At 51.3% G+C, this 18,029-nt stretch carries 21 protein-coding genes and 1 tRNA gene; 21 read left to right on the forward strand and 1 reads right to left on the reverse strand.

Translation table 11 applies throughout. The annotated features are described in order from the left end of the window. Positions 1-208: 208 nt before the first annotated feature. From MKY58_RS01870 to atpF, 17 genes are all read left to right on the forward strand, one after another. Positions 209-475: a helix-turn-helix transcriptional regulator gene (locus MKY58_RS01870; protein ID WP_339323219.1), complete on the forward strand. Its 267-nt coding sequence runs from the start codon at positions 209-211 to the stop codon at positions 473-475. 459 nt (positions 476-934) lie between these two features. Further along, positions 935-1,849, forward strand: a complete 915-nt coding sequence (locus MKY58_RS01875; RefSeq protein WP_339323220.1) for a hypothetical protein — start codon at positions 935-937, stop codon at positions 1,847-1,849. A 105-nt stretch (positions 1,850-1,954) separates the two neighbouring features. Further along, positions 1,955-2,227, forward strand: a complete 273-nt coding sequence (locus MKY58_RS01880) for a hypothetical protein (RefSeq protein WP_339323221.1) — start codon at positions 1,955-1,957, stop codon at positions 2,225-2,227. Beyond that, complete coding sequence (locus tag MKY58_RS01885) at positions 2,217-2,426, forward strand: hypothetical protein (protein WP_339323222.1); 210 nt, start codon at positions 2,217-2,219, stop codon at positions 2,424-2,426. Before MKY58_RS01880 ends, MKY58_RS01885 begins: the two co-directional genes overlap by 11 nt. 329 nt (positions 2,427-2,755) lie before the next feature. Next, a complete protein-coding gene (locus tag MKY58_RS01890; protein WP_339323223.1) occupies positions 2,756-3,112 on the forward strand; it encodes a hypothetical protein in 357 nt (118 codons plus the stop codon). Between the two features lie 2 nt (positions 3,113-3,114). Continuing rightward, positions 3,115-3,453: a cold shock domain-containing protein gene (locus MKY58_RS01895; RefSeq protein ID WP_339323224.1), complete on the forward strand. Its 339-nt coding sequence runs from the start codon at positions 3,115-3,117 to the stop codon at positions 3,451-3,453. After that, positions 3,450-3,893: a hypothetical protein gene (locus tag MKY58_RS01900; RefSeq protein ID WP_339323225.1), complete on the forward strand. Its 444-nt coding sequence runs from the start codon at positions 3,450-3,452 to the stop codon at positions 3,891-3,893. Before MKY58_RS01895 ends, MKY58_RS01900 begins: the two co-directional genes overlap by 4 nt. Continuing rightward, complete coding sequence (locus MKY58_RS01905) at positions 3,890-4,525, forward strand: hypothetical protein (RefSeq protein ID WP_339323226.1); 636 nt, start codon at positions 3,890-3,892, stop codon at positions 4,523-4,525. Before MKY58_RS01900 ends, MKY58_RS01905 begins: the two co-directional genes overlap by 4 nt. A gap of 1 nt (position 4,526) precedes the next feature. Then, on the forward strand, positions 4,527-4,982 hold the full coding sequence (locus MKY58_RS01910; protein WP_339323227.1) for a hypothetical protein: 456 nt from the start codon (positions 4,527-4,529) through the stop codon (positions 4,980-4,982). 38 nt (positions 4,983-5,020) lie between these two features. Beyond that, a complete protein-coding gene (locus MKY58_RS01915) occupies positions 5,021-5,266 on the forward strand; it encodes a hypothetical protein (RefSeq protein ID WP_339323228.1) in 246 nt (81 codons plus the stop codon). Beyond that, complete coding sequence (locus MKY58_RS01920) at positions 5,263-9,525, forward strand: phage tail tape measure protein (RefSeq protein ID WP_339323229.1); 4,263 nt, start codon at positions 5,263-5,265, stop codon at positions 9,523-9,525. Before MKY58_RS01915 ends, MKY58_RS01920 begins: the two co-directional genes overlap by 4 nt. Positions 9,526-9,542: 17 nt before the next feature. Beyond that, on the forward strand, positions 9,543-10,835 hold the full coding sequence (locus MKY58_RS01925; RefSeq protein ID WP_339323230.1) for a hypothetical protein: 1,293 nt from the start codon (positions 9,543-9,545) through the stop codon (positions 10,833-10,835). A 53-nt stretch (positions 10,836-10,888) separates the two neighbouring features. Then, positions 10,889-11,443, forward strand: coding sequence for a hypothetical protein (locus MKY58_RS01930; protein WP_339323231.1), 555 nt, complete (start codon positions 10,889-10,891; stop codon positions 11,441-11,443). Between the two features lie 60 nt (positions 11,444-11,503). Next, the gene (locus MKY58_RS01935; RefSeq protein WP_339323232.1) at positions 11,504-12,091 is read left to right on the forward strand and encodes a hypothetical protein; all 588 of its coding nucleotides are present in this window, start codon (positions 11,504-11,506) and stop codon (positions 12,089-12,091) included. Continuing rightward, positions 12,084-12,542: a phBC6A51 family helix-turn-helix protein gene (locus MKY58_RS01940; RefSeq protein WP_339323233.1), complete on the forward strand. Its 459-nt coding sequence runs from the start codon at positions 12,084-12,086 to the stop codon at positions 12,540-12,542. The genes MKY58_RS01935 and MKY58_RS01940 overlap by 8 nt, the downstream gene beginning before the upstream one ends. A gap of 836 nt (positions 12,543-13,378) precedes the next feature. Then, positions 13,379-13,440: transfer RNA gene (locus tag MKY58_RS01945), tRNA-OTHER, on the forward strand. Between the two features lie 489 nt (positions 13,441-13,929). Then, a complete protein-coding gene (atpF, locus tag MKY58_RS01950; protein WP_339323234.1) occupies positions 13,930-14,370 on the forward strand; it encodes a F0F1 ATP synthase subunit B in 441 nt (146 codons plus the stop codon). Positions 14,371-14,570: 200 nt separating this feature from the next. Here the strand turns inward: atpF and MKY58_RS01955 are convergent, their stop codons facing one another. Then, positions 14,571-15,089 carry a hypothetical protein gene (locus tag MKY58_RS01955; RefSeq protein ID WP_339323235.1) on the reverse strand — a complete coding sequence of 173 codons (519 nt, stop codon included), beginning with the start codon at positions 15,087-15,089 and terminating at the stop codon, positions 14,571-14,573. Between the two features lie 371 nt (positions 15,090-15,460). Between MKY58_RS01955 and MKY58_RS01960 the strand changes: the two genes are divergently transcribed. From MKY58_RS01960 to MKY58_RS01975, 4 genes are all read left to right on the forward strand, one after another. Beyond that, the gene (locus MKY58_RS01960) at positions 15,461-15,673 is read left to right on the forward strand and encodes a hypothetical protein (RefSeq protein ID WP_036708697.1); all 213 of its coding nucleotides are present in this window, start codon (positions 15,461-15,463) and stop codon (positions 15,671-15,673) included. Between the two features lie 189 nt (positions 15,674-15,862). After that, complete coding sequence (locus MKY58_RS01965; RefSeq protein ID WP_339323236.1) at positions 15,863-16,333, forward strand: DUF523 domain-containing protein; 471 nt, start codon at positions 15,863-15,865, stop codon at positions 16,331-16,333. Between the two features lie 124 nt (positions 16,334-16,457). Continuing rightward, a complete protein-coding gene (locus MKY58_RS01970) occupies positions 16,458-16,742 on the forward strand; it encodes a YolD-like family protein (RefSeq protein WP_212948815.1) in 285 nt (94 codons plus the stop codon). 144 nt (positions 16,743-16,886) lie between these two features. Beyond that, complete coding sequence (locus MKY58_RS01975; RefSeq protein ID WP_339323237.1) at positions 16,887-17,762, forward strand: hypothetical protein; 876 nt, start codon at positions 16,887-16,889, stop codon at positions 17,760-17,762. The last annotated feature ends 267 nt before the right edge of the window (positions 17,763-18,029 follow it).

Consider the following 18,029-nt stretch of genomic DNA (forward strand, 5'->3'; position numbering starts at 1 on the left):
CCTGTATAGCGCTTCTCTTTTCGTTTAAATGTGAACATTTTGTGAATTTTGTGTGTTGATACGTGTATTTATCGTCTGCTCACGGCTATACGTTACAACCGCAGGTTTAAGCACTGCAAACGTGCCGGATGCTCGGCGGCGCGGGAGCGGTTCTTTTTTATTTGCTCAAGTAGTAAGAAAATTTATTAACGCGAAAGGAGAGAACGGTATGGGGATTACGCGCAGAGATTTGCACAAAATCCGGAAGGCGCTCGGCTTGACACTCGATGAAATGGGAGCGCTCATGAACGTGTCCGGGCCGCATTTGCATTATATCGAAAAGGGAAGCCGTCCGTTGCGCGGTGAACAAGTTGCGATGTTGATTCGTGAAATCGGACTCACGTCGGAAAGACTAGCGTCCCTTATTGCGGCGTACGATGCGGCGAATACCGCGAAAGAACTGGCGCGGCAGAAGCTAGTTAGACTTGCGCGGTAAGACGCTACAAAGGCCGGGCTATTACGTATGTTCCCGTACGTCCATTATGGACGAGCGCGAACATGGTTGAGTCGCTACGCTCCTCACCACTGCGGCCAAAACCGGGCCTTGTGGGATTATTATATATCTTTTGCCGCGTCAGAGAAGTTGATGATCTTTATCCGCGGTAGAAATAGATATGGTCCGAAGGCGCGAATGCGACAAGGGGCGGAGCCGAAGGCGACGGTGGGTACTTGGTTGGTGTGTGATAGGTTGTACCGCGGGGGCATTGAAAAGGAGAATGACTGAATATAAGAGTCATAGAACATATGAAAAATGGAGGAAAACAGAGAAAACGGCCGATAAACAGAGGTATTTCGGGATAATCAGCAATTTCGTTTGTTCCTGAAAAGCATGGTATTTCCCCTCATTTGTTCCCGAAAAGCATGGTGTTCCTAATTTCACAAAGGAGGAAATAAGTTGGCAGTTAATAGATTGGAAGAGCAGCGCAGGTGGCTGGACCTGCCAAGAAAGACTAAACGTGGGGTCGTCGCACAGAAGGCGGCAGCCGAGGAGCTACTCGGCGATAAGCTGGCCGGCATGGAGATCGTTCTCAAAACATCCGACAAGCAGATCCGCGGTCTCCAGGTACGCGACGAACTGACGGCGCACGAGGCGGAAAACGGAGGCTTTGTCTTCGCTCTGTTTCGCGGCTGTGTAACGATGGCGGAACGCTTCCCAACGCTGACACAATCGGATCTTGCGCGCCTGATGTATATCGGAACGTACACGCAGTATAGCGGTCGCCTGCAGCACGACAACGGGCGCCCGATCGACCGAAAGAAGCTCGAATCGCTTCTCGGTATGAGCCGCGCTAGGTTCTCGGAGTTCTTCGGCCGCCTGGTTGACGCAGATATCATTACCGCCGGCGACGAGCATGGGGATATCTACATCAATCCATCGATATTCTACCGCGGTGAGTTAAAAAAATCCGAGTACGATTTGTCTGAATACCGCCACACACGGTTATTTCGGAGTACGGTTCGCGACCTGTACGAGCGATACAATGGGCGCGCGATCAAGCAGCTTGCGCTCATCTATTCGGTGCTTCCTTTCGTGAACTTCGCATGCAATGTCGTTTGCTTCAATCCAGAGGAAGGAGACGAGGACCGCGTGCAACCGATGGACTTGGACAACCTAGCAGCGCTACTCCATTATCAGGACACGCAAAAGCTCAAGAAGGCGCTCGAAGCGATCAAGCTTGACGGCAAGCCGGTGTTCTACCTGCCGCACAACATCCATGACAAACGTAAGCGCCGTGTCATCGTCAATCCGCGAATTGTCTTTGCGGGGCCGGCTAAAAGTCTGGCCGCCATCAAAGTTCTATTCAATTAAGCGCTATTTTTTATGTCCTACGGGCCGGACGTTAAACTGCCTGGAACACGCGGGATAAAAATTCGAGGGTGCAGACCGCAGCGACCCGGACAAGGAATGATTTATATGCTATACGATTATGTCAGAGTAACCCACACCGTCAAAGACGGCAACCACATCGTGAAGGTCTATGCGCCGGACGGCCTGGAATACACCAAAGGGGTCTGGCCGGTCACGGACGAGGATACGAGTTTGGATGCGATATGGGCCGGTATCTTTCAGGGCGACGATGTAGCGAAGATTTTCGGGGTCAGCAAAGTCGCGATCCACTCAACCGATGCCGAAGCGTTCGCGGCGTACTGCGCCGAGTGCGACGAGGTGGACAAACATGGCGAATAAACTTTGGCGCGCCGGCGATCGGCTTGTCGCTTACGTGGAGGATCCGGAAGTCATCCGCAAGATCAACCGCAGTCATCCGTATTTCACTGAGACAACGCAATATTACGAGGGCGGCGTCTGCGTCGCAAGACAGTACAACGTACCCGACTCGAAGAAACGGAATGCGCGCCGGTTGCTCGGCGTGAACGTCGAGAGATAACGGTACGGTAAACGCCGATATAACGTCGATACAGACGCGAGAGGTCCGGAAGGTATAAACACCTTCGGGGCTTATTTGTCGCGCCCAAAATCCAGCGAAAACGGCGTTCTGAGTGCCATATATGCACGATTTTACGGAGGGGAGGTTGACGGATGGATGAAAAACAAACAGACGCAAAACATTACTGTCCATATTTTCGCGAGGATCATGGATGCGTTCTTTTGCAGGCGATGAACAAGACGGACACACGTTGCAGGGTCTGGCGCGGTGCTGAGTCGATTCGCTGCCGATACTTGGATACGCAAATATGTAAAAGGGGATGACGCGGAATGACCGTAACAGTCTATCAGTACGTTTTTGCGGACCGTGATAAAACGCGCGTCCATACGACGCTGGTAAACGAGGCCGGCGTGGTGCTCAACCGGCGGATCGAGAATTACGCTGCTTACCCGCTCAAGCAAATCGCCGATGAGCACGCGAAGTATATGCTCCGGGTACTTAGACGCAGCCTATCGCCGGATCGCGTCATTTACGACTGCAATATCCGGGGCCGCGTTGAATATACGGCTACGGAGAGCGGATTTAAAGGCGAGTTAACATATCATCCGCGCATGGACAAGGCGGATAACGTGCGCTTGCAATGGGCGGAGCCGGAAGAAGCAGACGAAGAGGAGATGGGGGAGTAAGTATGTCATATCCAGCAGCAATTACGTGGCAAGGACTAAAAGGCGAGGAAATGGTGGAGGTTCATTCGTTGATCGGGCCGAGCCTGGGTAAGTCACCGGTCGCACCGCCGAAGCCCAAACGTGAGAAAACGAAGTCCAGTCGCCGACAGGGCAGGGTAAAAATGTATCTCGCCGAGAAAGGATACGGGTTCATCCGGAGTGGGAAAGCTGACTACTTCTTTCATGCATCCGCGGCCGAACCAGGCCTGACATATCTCATGAGTGGGGAACGCGTAACGTTTGAAGTCGGTGAGGATAAGCAAGGGCGTCCGATTGCCGTTAAGGTGGCGTTAGCATCGTGAGGCCATTATTTCAAACAGTCGTTACGGAGATAGGCGCGACAAAATTAATCGCTATCAACTTTTTCGACGAAACCGGGACACACGCAGATCAGATAATTCGCGGTATTGACGGCGTAGAGGAACTCGCGATTATCGATAATGTCCTCGATGCTATGCGCCTCCACAACGTCGATACTGTCGACATCGAAACGGACAGCGAGACCCTTTTCAAGTTGTTTCTGCCGGTAGCAGGCGTAAAGGTGACGCTTGTTCCTTCGAGTACGCTTAGCGGTTTGTACAGGCAACTATCGCCCGGCTCTCCTATATACCCGATACTTGAGGACATTTTCTTTGAAAAGGAAGAAGACGAGCCGACCGAAGAAATCGAAGAGAATCCGGAGCCGCGGAAGCCGTGGTACATCCGGTTTTTTCAATACATTAAAGGAGTGTTTTCTAAATGATTAATTGGGAATTGAAATCTAGGTACGATGTCCAGGACGCGCGCTTTATCGAGCTACGAAACAAACACGATGGACTGGTAAGAGAGGCCGAGCAAAAGGTCGCCGATCTCATCGCGGAGAAACAGCGGATTCTAGTCCGTGAGTTCGAGGGTGAGGACGTAGCTGCGGAACGTGACGCAATCACCCAAAAGATTGAAGCTGCCGAGAAAGACGTAGATGAGGCGAAGAGCGTGCGAGCTGCCGCTTATGCATATACAACCGAGAAGTCGCGAGAGGGCCGCATTACCGTGTTGGACCTAACTATGGACTGGAACAACAATGTCATTCCGGAGATCCGCGAGAAGGAGCTAAAGCCGATTGTTAAACGGATGGACGCGGCCAGGACCGAAATGTATAACGCACTCTTGGATTACTATGACCTCATTGACAGGTACGATCATCAACGCCGAGAGGTCGCAGAACTTGAACAAAGAGATTCCCATCACCTTGGGAGAGTGTCATACGGCGTCCAATCAATTGAGCAAGAATACAACCTACCACTCGTAACAACATCAGATATGCGCATGATCAAGGAACGTCGTGCATTGCCAAACGGAATTGCGCGCAAACCAACCGAGAAGGGGGTGAAGTAATTTGAAACTTGATACAAGCCTCGCCAAGCTAGAGGAAATGAAGACAATGGCTGCCGGCCATCCCGAAAAAATCGCAGCTTATACGATGGCTGAGCGCCGATATAGGGACACTGTTGCGGAATTATTCCCCGAAGATTCCGGCGTTAAATTTTTAGAGCATCCGCCTGAGTCGTACGTCGCGGAGCTAGAGGCCAAGGCGGAAGAAAGCGGAGATCCGGCCGACAAAGCACGAGCCGTCATTTTGCGCGATAGGCTCGATTACTATGCCGCGAAGAAGACGGCACATATCGACTGGCGTATCGGCCGTGAGCGGTTGCGAAACCTTCTCGTCAACGACGAAAAGGTGACGGACGCAGACGTGCAGGAGGCGTATAGGTTAGCTCGACATAACCCTAGCGCTCTGATGATGAGTCTTTATACGCAAATAAAACGGAAATATGAAGGAGGGCTCGCTTAAAAAGCGGGCTCTTTTTTATTTTCAAAGGGGGAAACGAGTTGAATCCAGTTATGGAATTTGCCTTGAGCTCGATCGAGAAGGATATCGTAAGTATGCTCGCAATCAAAGGCGCGGCCGGCTCGGAAGAGGAGAAAGCGGAGGTTATGCGGTTTGGTGCCGAAGCTATGACGAAGAAGTTGACGGATGCCGGATTCATTCCGGTTTTGGGTGAGTCGGACCGGGAATTATTTATCGGCACTATTATCGACATTATGAGCGCCGTATCTGAGGCGGTGGATAAATGACGACTGATGCAGTAGATATCGGTGGTATCCGCGCCAAACTAGAGCTTGATATTTCACAGTATAAAAGCGGAGTAGATAAGGCGAAATCCCAATTAGATGATTTGGGTAAATCAGCCACCGACGTGACCAAGTCATTCGATGGACTCAGTTCGAAGCTTTCGAGCCTCGGCCTGTCATCGTCGCAAATCTCGAAAATTACCGAAGCGCTTCGCAAGGCAAACCCGGATTTATTGCGTAAACAAATCGCCGAAGTAACCGACGAATTGCGGAAGCTCGGCATGTCCTCCGCCGAAATCGACAAGGTAACGAAGGGATTGGAAAGAAGCGCCGCCGGTGCCTCCGGAATGTCAAAAGAGATTAAGGCGTTGGGCCTCGCATACGCCGGTTTGTCTGCGGCAATGGGTGCGGTTATAACAAAATCTGTCGAAACGGCTGCTGAGTTCGAGCAGTCAATGGCAAACGTCAAAGCGATCTCCCAAGCGACCGGCGACGAGTTCGAGAGTTTGCGGAAACAAGCGCTCGAACTCGGTGCAACGACTAAATTTACAGCGGCGCAAGTTGCGGACGGCTCCGCACTATTGGCACAAGCCGGGTTTAAAACGAAGGACATACTTGCGGCGATGCCCGGCGTTCTCTCGTTGGCGGCTGCGGGCCAGGTCGATCTTGCAACGACCGCTGACGTGACGGCGTCCGCGCTGAATGGGTTCGGCCTTGAGGCAACCGAGGCGGCGCGTGTTGCGGACGTCTTGGCGAAATCGTCTATCGATACAAATGCGGACGTCACGGACCTCGCGTACTCGCTCAAGTATGTCGCGCCTGTGGCTGCGAATATGGGCGTGAGCATCGAGGAAGCCGTAGCCGCTATTGGCGAACTCAGTAACGCCGGTATCAAGGGCGAAATGGCCGGCACACAACTCCGTGCTATCTTGTTAGCCTTGGCTTCGCCATCGAAGGATGCTGCCTTCTACTTGGAGCGACTTGGCGTCAGTATTAAAGACTCCGCCGGAAACATCAAACCGCTGAGTACGATAGTTGGCGACCTTCAAAAATCCTTTACGAAGCTGACGCAAGCACAACAGGCCGACGTGTCCGCAACTCTCGTAGGTCGAGAAGCGGCATCCGGCTTTTTAACGTTGATTGCACAGGGAAAAGACACGCTCGACGAATACACGACGAGCCTTCAAAATGCCGGCGGAACAGCGCAGGAAGTCGCAGATACACAGATGGACACGCTCAAAGGCGCCACGCTCGAACTTCAAGCCGCATTAGAGGCCGCGGGAATCGCAGTCGGGGACAAGCTTGCGCCGGCAGTCCGTAAAATGGCGGAGTTTATCACCGGGTTGCTACAAGGCTTTACGCAACTTAATCCAACGCTGCAGTCTGCAATCGTCGCATTTGCGGGAGTGACGGCGGGTGTTTTAGGGCTCATAGCAGCTATCGGCGCACTTGCGATCGCATTCAAAGCCCTTGAAGTATCATTTCCTATATTACTTGGGATTTCTGTCGCAATTGGTGCGGTGTCTGCCGGGATTGCGGCGATTGTTTCGAAGTCAAACGAGGCGGCTGAGGCAGTCAAAAAGCACGACGAGGCGCAAAAATCGCTGAATGAGACGTTGAACAAATCTCCACTGCAAAATACGGTCGAGGATCTCGAAGCCCTGAAGCAGAAATCCGAGGAGCTTCAAGAGGTACTTGAGCGGCGTGCAGAAATCGAGCAGAGAATACAAGAACTTGATGCTAACGGGGATCAATCTCTCGGTGGGGTAGTTTCGGAGCTCGATGTAATGAAGGAAGCTCTTGAAAAGGTTGATGATGAGCTTAAAGGCATGGGGTATGACAACATCGACGACGCCAAGGAAAAGTACAGTGAACTCAACAAAGCAATAGAAGACTCCATACCCGCGCTCTTAAAAGCCCAAGAGGCAGAGGTTGCCAAACTCGGAACTCAAGTCCAGCATATCGATAAGATGAAAGCGCTCCGGGCGGAATACGACAGTCTGAGCAGTGAGCAAAAACTTTCCGAACAACAGACGACACGACTTGCCCAGGTAGTAGAGGCGCTGACGAGGGAGTATCCGGGGCTGATTGCGGAGCTGGGCGAGGAAAATAAATGGCGCATCACCAATCGTGATTCCTTAGATGACCTAATCAAAGCTGAGTCCGACTCAGTCGCGGCCTCTGCTCAAAAGTCAAAAGAGCGGCTACAGCACTGGAAGATCGAAACCGAAGCGAAGTTGAAGCTCGCGCAAGCACAAATTGAGGCGCTCCAAAAAATTAACGGGTTCAACTTCTCAGGAACCAAGATAGGACAAGCACTGCCTAAAGACCTGAGTAAAACAGTTGACATTTTCGGCGGAATGGTCCTTCAAGGGAAGAAGAATCAGCTTCAAAGCGAGGTTAACCAGTCTAAGCTACTAATAAATGATTTGGATAAGAAAATCGCAGATATTACGTCAGGGGCCTACGACAAATTCAACAAAGCTACGACCGGCTCCGGTATTGATCTGACCAAGCCTGAGAAGCAAAAGAAAGCCAAAGCTCCTAAGAAGAAGAAGAAGGAGAAAAAGGGCAAGACCGCCGACGAACTGGCAGCAGAAGCTCGCAAAAAGGCATATGACGCGGACGTCGCAACAATTCGTTATCAGGCGGAAATGTTCGACTGGACTGCGGAACAACAAATCGCAGCATATGAAAAAATCCGGACGAAGCACAAACAGTTCTTAAAGGAATCTATCGAGGACGAACGGTCGCTTAACCTGCAGATCAAGCGGCTGACCGAAGACAGCGCCAGATCACGTTACGAGTTCTCGGCAGAGTGGATCAAGAAAGAGGAGCGCCGGATGGAAGACTCCGGAAAGTCCGAATTAGCTATCGCGCAAATGAAAATTGACGCCTGGACTCGCATGCGAAACCGCTACAAGAAAGACTCGGAGGAGTACAAACAGGCGGACGAGTCGCTATACCAAGCCCGCAAGGAACTCGCAAGAGCGCAGGAAACCGAGCAGGCCCGTCAATTCCAAGTCTCCTCGGACTGGATTAAGGCGGAAGAACGCCGCATGCAGGACGCCGGCAAGTCCGAACAAGAGATAGCACAGATGAAGCTTGATGCGTGGACTCGGGTACGTGGCCGATACGCGAAAGATACCGAATGGTACAAGCAAGCCGACGAAGGTATGTATCAGGCGCGCAAATCCCTCGTCGAGAAAACGCAGAAGCTTGCGGACGATCTCGTCAAAACCGAGAAAAAGGCAATTACCGACGCTAAAAAGGCGGAACTAGACGCGATCGAGGAGCGCAAAAAGGCGTATGTCGAGGCGCAGGACGCGAAGATTAAGGCAATTGACGACCTTATTGCGAAGGAAGCCGAACTAAACGTCGACGCCGACTACGAGACGCAACTAGCGGAGAAACAGGCCCGTGCCGATTTGCTCGCAAGCGCCGTCAGTCCGGATGGTATCCAGGAACGCGAGGATATTTTAAAAGAGATTGAGCGCATGAAGCTCGAACATGATCGGGACCTCCGGAAACGTGAGCTTGAGTCGCAAAAGACCGCATTACAAGACGAGAAAAACACGCAGCTTGCCGCGTTCGATGCCGAGAAAGCCGCAACTGAGGCGCAGTATAACGAGCTCACACAAGCCTTCGAAAACTATTCCGGCGATATCCAGACGATTGAGGCCGCTATTTCGACGTTCCGAGTACGGGAGAATGCGAACGCTAATACGCAGATCCTGGCCGATCTGGACACGTTCGTGGCCCAATACAACGCGAAAATGGCGACAATCACGGCCGCAAATGAGGCGTCTCAACGAGCCAGTGACCTCGCGGAATACAACGCCAATAAAGACGCATGGGCCGCCGCCAAGGCGCGGGGTGACTCGGCCGCAATGGCGCAGCTCGCCGCCCGTAACGAGGAATTGCGCAAGAAGTATGGCATCGAAAAGGATACCGGCAAGCTTCAATCATTCAGCACCGGCGGAATCGTTCAGGGAAATCGCGGCGAACCGGTTATCGCGCAGGTTCATGCCGGCGAATTTGTTCTTAATCCGCAGCAACAAGCGGCCTTGTGGGACGCGTTGAACGGCGGCCGCACGATGACACCGGCCGGAACTGCGCCGACGCCTGCGCCGAGTGTTACGAACATCGATATGTCGATCCAAAACGTCGAAGTTGCGGACCCGGATACGGCAGAAGCGCTGTACAACGAGCGCGAACGTGTTGCCATCCGCCTACAGTCTCAGGGCGTCAAGATGCGATAAATAAGGGGGAAATCAGTTTGAGTTTATGCCTAAGTTTGTACCACGATAACAAGTTCTTTGTTTGGGCAGATAGCCGTTTAAGTGCAGAGATTGGGGGAAAGAGCTTCGTCGTTTCGGATGATTACGATAAAATCCGTCAGGTCGGAAACCGCGTGATTTTTATGTCGGGCCTGGCGGAGATCGTTGAAGAAGTGTTCGATCGAATTAAGCCCGAAAGCTCTTATGAGGAGATTCAGAACGAGGCTCGGAAGGCTTACGACTCTTTCACCGTCGCGCACAAGGATTCGCCGGGCTACGCGGATTCAAAGCACGGCATCGAGTTTGGGATCTACCTGCACGAAATCGTTGATGGGGCGCCGGTTTACGTTCAGCTCGCATACTGCGATAACTTCGAGATTAAGAAGGAAACGCCATCTAATGCGGACGTCTACGGCGTGGCTGCGCATTCGGACGTTGCGTTGCCGCTGTTTGTGCGGAAGATTAATTCAAGCACACCGGTTGAGTTCGCGGCACGTCGCACCTTCGAGTATGTCGCGGACGAGGTAGTCGGTGGCTATTTAACGATGTTTATTATTCAGCCGGAAGGGGTCGTAAGCAGTCGGTGCGCTATCCGTGACCGTAAGCCGGTCCGGTGGCTGCGGGATCTTTCAATTCCCATTCACGCGGATATGCAGGGGAATGCGGTCCTTAATAAGCTGACGGCCAATAGTGCGAACATTCTTAGTTCTAACATTAAGGACGGGTCGATCGTCGGATCGTCGATTAACGTGGGTAACGGTAAATTTACGGTAAGCTCCGCCGGCGACGTCTATACGCAAGGTGGCGTATTTGTGGGCGGAACGATTACAGGTGCGTTGCTCCGGACCGCTGCGAGCGGCGCGCGCGTTGAGGTCGATCGGCAAGGGTGGCGGACGTACGATTCCAGCGGTAGACAGCGTATATATATTAACGCTAATGATTCGCAGGGAATGAGCGCGATTAACTTCGCTGGAACTAACGGCGGTGGCGGGTATGTCAACGGTGGAGATTCGGTATTTAGTATCATCACGACTAACGATATGCTTATCGCGGCGCTTGGCGGTAACCTTACGATCCAGGGCAACGTTAAATTTTCCGGTAGTGTTTCAGGTATCGGGATCAGCTCTATTAGCCAACTACAGACGCGCCTTAATTCGATTGATACGGCCATTTCCGATCGCGCATATATAAGCAGTGTTGTTGCTAATGCCGCGTTTGATCCGTCTTCTAGGAATCTTAAATTCTACAATCAATACGGCTCTCAGCTGTTTGCGGTTAACATTCCAGCATAACCCAGTCCCGCGGATTGATGTATAATGGTGTCAAAAACATCGGAGGAAATATTATGAAGAAATTAATATATTCATCGGTTATAGCCATTATGACGGTCGCCTCAGTAACAGCGGTGGCTTCAGCCGCGGGAAGCAGTCTTATCGGTAAGAAGGTTCAACGCGTTATATCGCTCGCAGTAGACGGGAAGGCAATAAAAGACGCGGTCGTAATTGATGGCGTTACCTATGCGCCTGTTCGTAGCTTGTCTGACGCTGCAGGATACGCGCTGAAAGTTGAAGGAGGTTCGGTAGAATTGACGACAGGTACAACCGACGTTACTAAAGAAAATGACCAAGCGCCTGCTATCCGCGAACAAATATATAAGCTCGGAGAACAAGTGAAATGGTATCAAATCGATATCAAAATAGCCTCTGAGGAGACGATCCCACCTTTGGAGGAGCAACTGAAAAAGGAAAAGGCATATACCACCGATGTTGATGCACATGCACTGATCATCGAGGGCGTAGAAAAGAAGCTCAAGGAAGAGCGCGCACGAATCGCGGATTTACAATCGAAAGTAGATGCCGCCAACGCCGAGATTGCGAAGCTGCAGGAACAATTGAAATAGGCAACTAAAACGAAGGGCTCGCGCCTACACGCGGGCTCTTTTAATTTGGGGAGGAAGAGAATGGCTTACCAAACGAACGAAGAGATCCGCACGAGTATCGCAGACTTAACGGAGAGACTGCGCCAGATCCGTATTGAACAAGGGCGGCCGGCCGATCCACCAAAACGGAAGAAATGCGTTGATATTCCGTTATCGCTCGCGTTGGTTGAGCGGTTGCAACCGTTCCGAGCGATTGCAGTAAAGTACGCGTCGATTCTTGCGGCTGGCCAGGTTATGCGGATTGATACGGATAAGCTTGCGGAATATGGTGAAATGGCGCGCCTCTTGCGTCACTCAGTGGGCTTCTTCTGCGGGCTACATGCGCTCGGAGCTGACGGAGTGCTTGCGGCCATGCAGCGGATTAATGCGTTGATTGACGCCGGAAGAATTGACGAGATCAACACAAACAAGGAGATGCGCGGCGTCCACTTTTGTATTGAGTTGATGACAAAAGATGAAGGGCTACGACATGATGCGTTCGATCACCGCGATAAATACGATTTCGACGCACGGAAGGAAGCAGAGCGCTTGTTATCCGATCCGGTCGCGCTACAGGCCGCGATTGATAAAGCGCTTAAAGAAATAGAGGAGGAACTATCCTATGAGTAAATTACGGAAACAACTCGAAGCACAACTAACCCCGCAAAAGATTCAGGCCGCGCATCTCCTTGTACTGAATGACTGGGCGGACATTCTCGGCGACGATTCGATCCAAAAGCGCACGATGCAGGAGATTGCGGACGCGGTCGGATGTAGTCGCTCGACATTAACGGGCTGGCGTACCGAGGAGGACTTCACCGCGTACACGAATTATCTGGCGGAGAGACAACTCGACGCCATGCGCTCGAAAATGTACACGCAGCTCGTACGGGCAGCCATGGGCGGTAGCAACGGCATCCCGTCGGTTAGAGCGCTTGACCTGTACTTCCGCCATTATGCGCTACTGACCGACCGCCACGAAGTCGTAACCAACGAACGGGAACTCGCCGGCAAGCGCAAGACTGACGAGGAGATCCAGCGTGAAATTGCCGAACTTGATCGGATGGTTAACGGTGAGTAAGCGGAAGAGGAAGAAGCGCGCGCGTCCTCCGTTAGACAAGCGTCATCACAGAGCGATCGAGTTAATGGCGCGCCGATCGACTCATACTTCGATGGATGATATTGCCGCGGAGGTTGGCGTCAGTCGGCGCCAGCTTTACCGCTGGATGGAACGGAGGGACTTCCGTTCGGCCTTGCGGAAGGCGATCGCAGAATATATCGATGAGATTCGCGCAGAGATGCCGAAGATTAATCTTGTCGGATGTGATGCGGAGACACTTCGGAGGTACTTCGTTGCGGCCGAACTCTTGCGGGAGTAAGGCGAGGAGAGCGCTGATGGGGCGAGATTATCACGTCACATTCTTGCGCATAAGTGGCCGAAATTCAACGACGCGGGCTCGGCGGACGGTCGCCAGAAAATCGGGGGTTGGCGCTGCATAAACGGATGCATATCGTATAGATTACGATTATTTAGTGTGCTAAAGTGGATCGCATAACGGTGCGGTTTTCGGCGAATGTATAAACGATGCATAAACGGTGTGCGCGGTATAAATCGAAAGAATGGCGTAGTGGTGCGGGTTTGAGGCATGCGCTGTGGCCTACGTATTACTTGTGCGTTGCCCCTGCGATTGCATACGGATGCATAACGCTTTATTGCGGTGAAGCACGACCCCCCAAGGGGGCACCTCAAAGGCACCGCATCAGGCCCTCATAAAATCCGCGCAACAAAAATAACTCGGCAGGTTAAATATGGTTGAATTGCTAACCGTTGCGCTGTATAATCGTCAGTACGTAGGACTCCGAGAAATCCGTAAGACACGTTTGAATGTCCGTTATAGGCAGCGTTCAGGTATCGGAGGAAATTGCGAAGTATTAACGCACTCGTAATGCGTAGGTCGGGGGTTCAATTCCCTTCACCAGCATCCTTATGAAGCCTTACAGGACGCGGGATTCCGAATTTCGGAAGCCGCGTCTTTTTTGTTTAACCACATCTTTTCGGAAGGGGAAAATCATGCTCGTCACGATCGGGTACACCGTCTCCATGTTGTTGTACGTCGGAATCATGGTTTATCGTATCCTGGCCAAGTCATTTTCGCGGTATCTCAGGGAAGAAAGCGGTTTTGTCTTGATCTTTTTGATTTTAAGTTTGGCCGTACAAGTCCCCATTATCCTTAAGGCGTGTTATATTTTCGCCGTTGTGCTGACATTTATGTTTGGGTATATCGGGAAGGGACACCATCCTACTCGATAATTGCATTTCACAAAAAATACAAAAATCGAAATCGTTCCTATCCTTACTATGTGGAAATTTATGGTACGCTAGAAACATCTCTAGGCGAACCGGCACCATGTTATGACGCATTGCATGTCGATGAGATCAGAACTTTGGCTGCAAAGGAGCGGAAACGATGAATTTTTTCAGTGCAACATCCCTGCCTTCGATGGTGATGTCCCTCATTGCGTTTTTGGTTTTATATTTTTTGTTAAGCAAGTATGCATTTGGACCGTTGTTTAAGGTTATGGAGGAAAGGGAGGCCCGCACGAAACAGCATCTGGAGTCGGCTGAACAGCTTCGGGAGGAGATGCAGAGGCTTGAAGCCGAAAGAAACGCGGTGCTGCAGTCCGCGGTGCAGGATGCGAATAACGCCGTACAGCGTACGATCCGTGAAAGCTTGGCGAAAGCGGAGCAGGTCATCAAGGAAGCAAGGGACGAGTCGGATCGGCATGTGGCAGAGGCGCTGGCGGAGCTGGAGCTGGAAAAACGAAAAGCGATGGAAGCCATCCAAGGGGAGACGCAGGATCTTTCGAAGCAAATCGTGCAGAAGCTTATTCCCGACCGGATTCATTGAACTATATTACATCGAGGAATTATTGAAAGATATAGGGATGGGATAGTAATTGTTCTGTTGTCGAATTATTACCGGATAATTATGAATAAAAGGATTCATGTACCATGTTAGTAGACAGATAAAAGCAGAAGATGGCCCCCCTCGGAACCATCTTCTGCTTTAGTTAAATTCTAGGGATATTCTTTAACTCATACAATCCATTACATTAATCCTGCTGGCTTCAAATTAGCGCGATTTAGGACCACAGAACCTTTGATTTTTGTGAAATAAACCATGGTGCCATTCTGTGCAGCAACCGCTCTTTCTTCATTTTCTTTGAGGTCGAGAGCGTTGATGTTTAGGATAACGTCATTTCCCTTTAGAATCTTATACACATCCGGTTTCTCTTGATCCGGCTCAACCTGTAGATTAGTTGCAATTGAGAAATCCAGGAGAGAAATCCATTTATTCTGATTACTATCTTTTGAACTAAAATGTATCGTTTTATTTGGACCGTCAAATGTTGCATAATAACCAAAAAGGTTGCCAGCTTCACGAAGTTGAATATATGTATTGCCATTGTAAAGTAACTGATTTGCAGATACTGTCTGGTTTTTGCCACTGATCATAATACGATACTTAACAAGGTTTGCTTTTACTGTATTCGATGTAGCCGCTAAAGCAACGGTAGAAGATCCAATTAACATGCCTATGGTCAGTCCTATGATCATTTTTTTCATTGAATAAATCATCTCCTTGGTTAAATTAATTACTAGCATTTTATGCCTCTACAGAACACATTTGACTTTTAAATTATATATAAAAAATGTTTTTTATTGCAGAGTGATAAATGTACTAAAACAATGGGAGGGATATTATGCCTTCAGAACTAGTGTGATTATTTCGTTTTCTGACCGTGGACATCGGAACTTTGGGTGTACCCTTAGGAGCTTCTCGGATAGCGGTCGTCTTAGGTACTTGGCAGCCTTTTAAACATTTTGGACATAGTTCCTTCCTCCCGTTTTCCCTTTCTCCGTCCCGTGTATATAAGAAGTGAAGGAACGGGGAATACTTCCATGATATGGAGCGAATTTCTGGAGGTGGAGGCATTTTGAGCGAAAGCAGCATTACGATTCATTTTGTCGGCGGGGAGTCATTGAATATCATTTCGGGCGACGTTCCGGGAATCATTGCACGGCTGAAAAGCGAGGAATGGGTTGTCCTGAACGAACATCACGTCAAAACATCGAGCATTTCCTTTTTCAGCGTATACGAGCCGGGGTTCGAGAGAAAAAGCGACAAGACGATTCCGGGGAGCGGCTGATCCTTTTATAGGGTCGAAGAAGCGTTCTACGCACGGCTCAACCCGGGCAAAGCGCGGTTCACGAAAGTGGGCTCAGCGCTTTTTTTGTTGCTGTCGGTCCGAGCCTGCCTGGTGCGCTCAGAAAGCAATTTGTTGAACCTGACCATTGAGGCCATTCGTCTTGTATAATGAAGTTAAGGAGTGATTGGTATGATCGTGGTCAGTTCCTGCCTGGCAGGATTGAAAGTGAGATATAACGGAACGGACTGCTTGGATGAAACGATTGGGCGTCTGGTCGAGGAAAAAAAGGCGGTCACGGTTTGCCCGGAGCTGATGGGCGGATTCGCGACGCCGCGGGAGCCGGCCGAAATTCAAGGCGGAACCGGTGCCGACGTGCTGGACGGACAAGCCCGGGTCATCGAAAAATCGGGCAGGGACGTCAGCGAGATGTACGTCAAGGGCGCTTATGCGGCGCTGGATGTGATACGCGGGTTGGGTGCCCGCCTGGTCGTGTTAAAAGAATACAGTCCTTCCTGCGGCAGCTTGATGATCTACGACGGCAAGTTTGAAAACCGCAAAGTGGCCGGAAGCGGAGTGACGGCCGCGCTGCTGCAGCGGGAAGGCATCGAGGTCATCTCGGAAGAGCAGTTTCTTGAACGCTTGCGGCTTCGCGGCGAATGACGCGAATGCATTTACGGCGGCGGAGTCAGACTTTGCCGGGAGTTATTTCACATTGCCAAAAGGGAATGATTTGGGGTATAATAAGAACATGTGTTCTTATTTGATTAACGGGAGATGATGATAGATGAACAAACCGCATCCATCCGCTTTGATGACACCGGAGCCGGAACGCAAGGAGGCATCCCGCCCGGAGAAGGAGCATCAGGATTGGGCAAGCATCGAACGCGAGCTTACGCATTCGCTCGAAGCGCACGTCAAAATCGGCATGACGGTCGACACGCCGAACGGAAGCCGCCAGCTGCGCGGTTTTGTGACCGTCGTCAATACATATTTGAAGGAAATCAAACTGCGCGAGGAAGATGACTGGCAGTGGATCCGATTCGAGGATATCCGGGCCGTGCACGTCTAAACTTTCATATCCAGACGGCCAGGTCGGCTCCCCTCCCAGACCAAAGTCCAGGGAGCGACTAGTCTCAGGCTCGGCGCGAGTGGCGCCTCCGACCCGTATAATGAGTACCAGATATAACCAGAGGGGTATCGGAGGGAACTCATAATGAAGAGATCATATCAGTGGGCAGCGGCCGGGGCGATCCTTTCAGGGCTGCTTTTGACGGGCTGCGCTTCCGTTAACGAAGCCGCGCAATCCGTTAAGGAGGACCTGCAGCAGGTTACGGCCGCCGCGGGGGATTCGATCGGCAACGCCGCTTCCGGGATGGCGGACCGAATCAAGCGGAGCGGTAAACCGCTCGAGTTAACGGCTCAGCATGAATCCGGCTCAGAGACGGTGCTGCGCATCGAGCATAAGGTCGGAAACATTCGCCTCGTGCCGGTGGCGGGGGACGCGGTCCAGGTGAAGACGACGATTTGGTTTTTGAAAGACAGGTCTTACGAAAACGTGGCGGAACAAGCGGAGACTTCGTTCCTTCCAGAGGGCGGCAACCTGAGGCTCGCAACCAGCCCGAAAGACGACCCGGAGCGGAATTTATGGGATTGGGCCGAATCCAAATACGGCTATTCCGACTTCGTCATCGACTATGAAATCGAAGTTCCCGGATCGGTGACGGGCATCGATATCGCGAGCGACGTCGGGGAAGTGAACGTGGAAGGGTTTAAAGGGAACTACCGAATCCGCAATAATGTGGGGAATATCGTCGTGCTAGACGGCCACGCGTTGGGTGCGTCCGAGATAGAAGCCGATGCCGGAAGCCTGCAGCTCCGAATGAACGGGATCGAGGAAGGCGGCAGTCTGACGGCCCGGACCGATGTGGGAAGCATCCGCGCCTCCTTTGCCGATACGATGAAATATACGCTTCAGGCGGAAAGCGACCTTGGGGCGATCACCGGCGTGCCGGACGGAAAACGGGAGTTCAACGGGGGAGGAGCGGAGATTTTGCTTCAGACCTCCGCCGGAGAAATTACCGTCGAGTAAGGGAATCATTCGTTTCGTTGATGCGTATGTACAGCGGTTTTGCGGCCAAGCCAAATCCATGCACCTCGCGAGAGAGGCAGGCTTTTTGCCAAGTAAGGGGAGTGATGGGTGAAGCATGAGGTTGGCGGAAAACGAAAATGTTTATAACATCTTCGTTTCTAGTAATATATTCAAAAGGTTTGAGATGTTTCGTGATAGAAACAGCAGGTAAAAAGCTCATTTATTGCCGGGGAGATGGCAGATAAGAATAAGGAATCGGGACGATGG

This window comes from Paenibacillus sp. FSL W8-0194 (assembly GCF_037969745.1).
Lineage (GTDB): Bacteria > Bacillota > Bacilli > Paenibacillales > Paenibacillaceae > Paenibacillus_AQ > Paenibacillus_AQ cookii.

Excerpts from the sequence above, each read along its gene's own strand:
- MKY58_RS01940 (WP_339323233.1), top strand. The coding sequence starts at position 12,084 with ATGAGTAAATTACGGAAACAACTCGAAGCACAACTAACCCCGCAAAAG.
- MKY58_RS01930 (WP_339323231.1), top strand. The coding sequence starts at position 10,889 with ATGAAGAAATTAATATATTCATCGGTTATAGCCATTATGACGGTCGCC.
- MKY58_RS01955 (WP_339323235.1), bottom strand. The coding sequence starts at position 15,089 with ATGAAAAAAATGATCATAGGACTGACCATAGGCATGTTAATTGGATCT.
- MKY58_RS01970 (WP_212948815.1), top strand. The coding sequence starts at position 16,458 with ATGAACAAACCGCATCCATCCGCTTTGATGACACCGGAGCCGGAACGC.
- MKY58_RS01890 (WP_339323223.1), top strand. The coding sequence starts at position 2,756 with ATGACCGTAACAGTCTATCAGTACGTTTTTGCGGACCGTGATAAAACG.
- MKY58_RS01885 (WP_339323222.1), top strand. The coding sequence starts at position 2,217 with ATGGCGAATAAACTTTGGCGCGCCGGCGATCGGCTTGTCGCTTACGTG.
- MKY58_RS01870 (WP_339323219.1), top strand. The coding sequence starts at position 209 with ATGGGGATTACGCGCAGAGATTTGCACAAAATCCGGAAGGCGCTCGGC.
- MKY58_RS01920 (WP_339323229.1), top strand. The coding sequence starts at position 5,263 with ATGACGACTGATGCAGTAGATATCGGTGGTATCCGCGCCAAACTAGAG.
- MKY58_RS01905 (WP_339323226.1), top strand. The coding sequence starts at position 3,890 with ATGATTAATTGGGAATTGAAATCTAGGTACGATGTCCAGGACGCGCGC.
- MKY58_RS01965 (WP_339323236.1), top strand. The coding sequence starts at position 15,863 with ATGATCGTGGTCAGTTCCTGCCTGGCAGGATTGAAAGTGAGATATAAC.
- atpF (WP_339323234.1), top strand. The coding sequence starts at position 13,930 with ATGAATTTTTTCAGTGCAACATCCCTGCCTTCGATGGTGATGTCCCTC.
- MKY58_RS01880 (WP_339323221.1), top strand. The coding sequence starts at position 1,955 with ATGCTATACGATTATGTCAGAGTAACCCACACCGTCAAAGACGGCAAC.
- MKY58_RS01935 (WP_339323232.1), top strand. The coding sequence starts at position 11,504 with ATGGCTTACCAAACGAACGAAGAGATCCGCACGAGTATCGCAGACTTA.
- MKY58_RS01895 (WP_339323224.1), top strand. The coding sequence starts at position 3,115 with ATGTCATATCCAGCAGCAATTACGTGGCAAGGACTAAAAGGCGAGGAA.
- MKY58_RS01975 (WP_339323237.1), top strand. The coding sequence starts at position 16,887 with ATGAAGAGATCATATCAGTGGGCAGCGGCCGGGGCGATCCTTTCAGGG.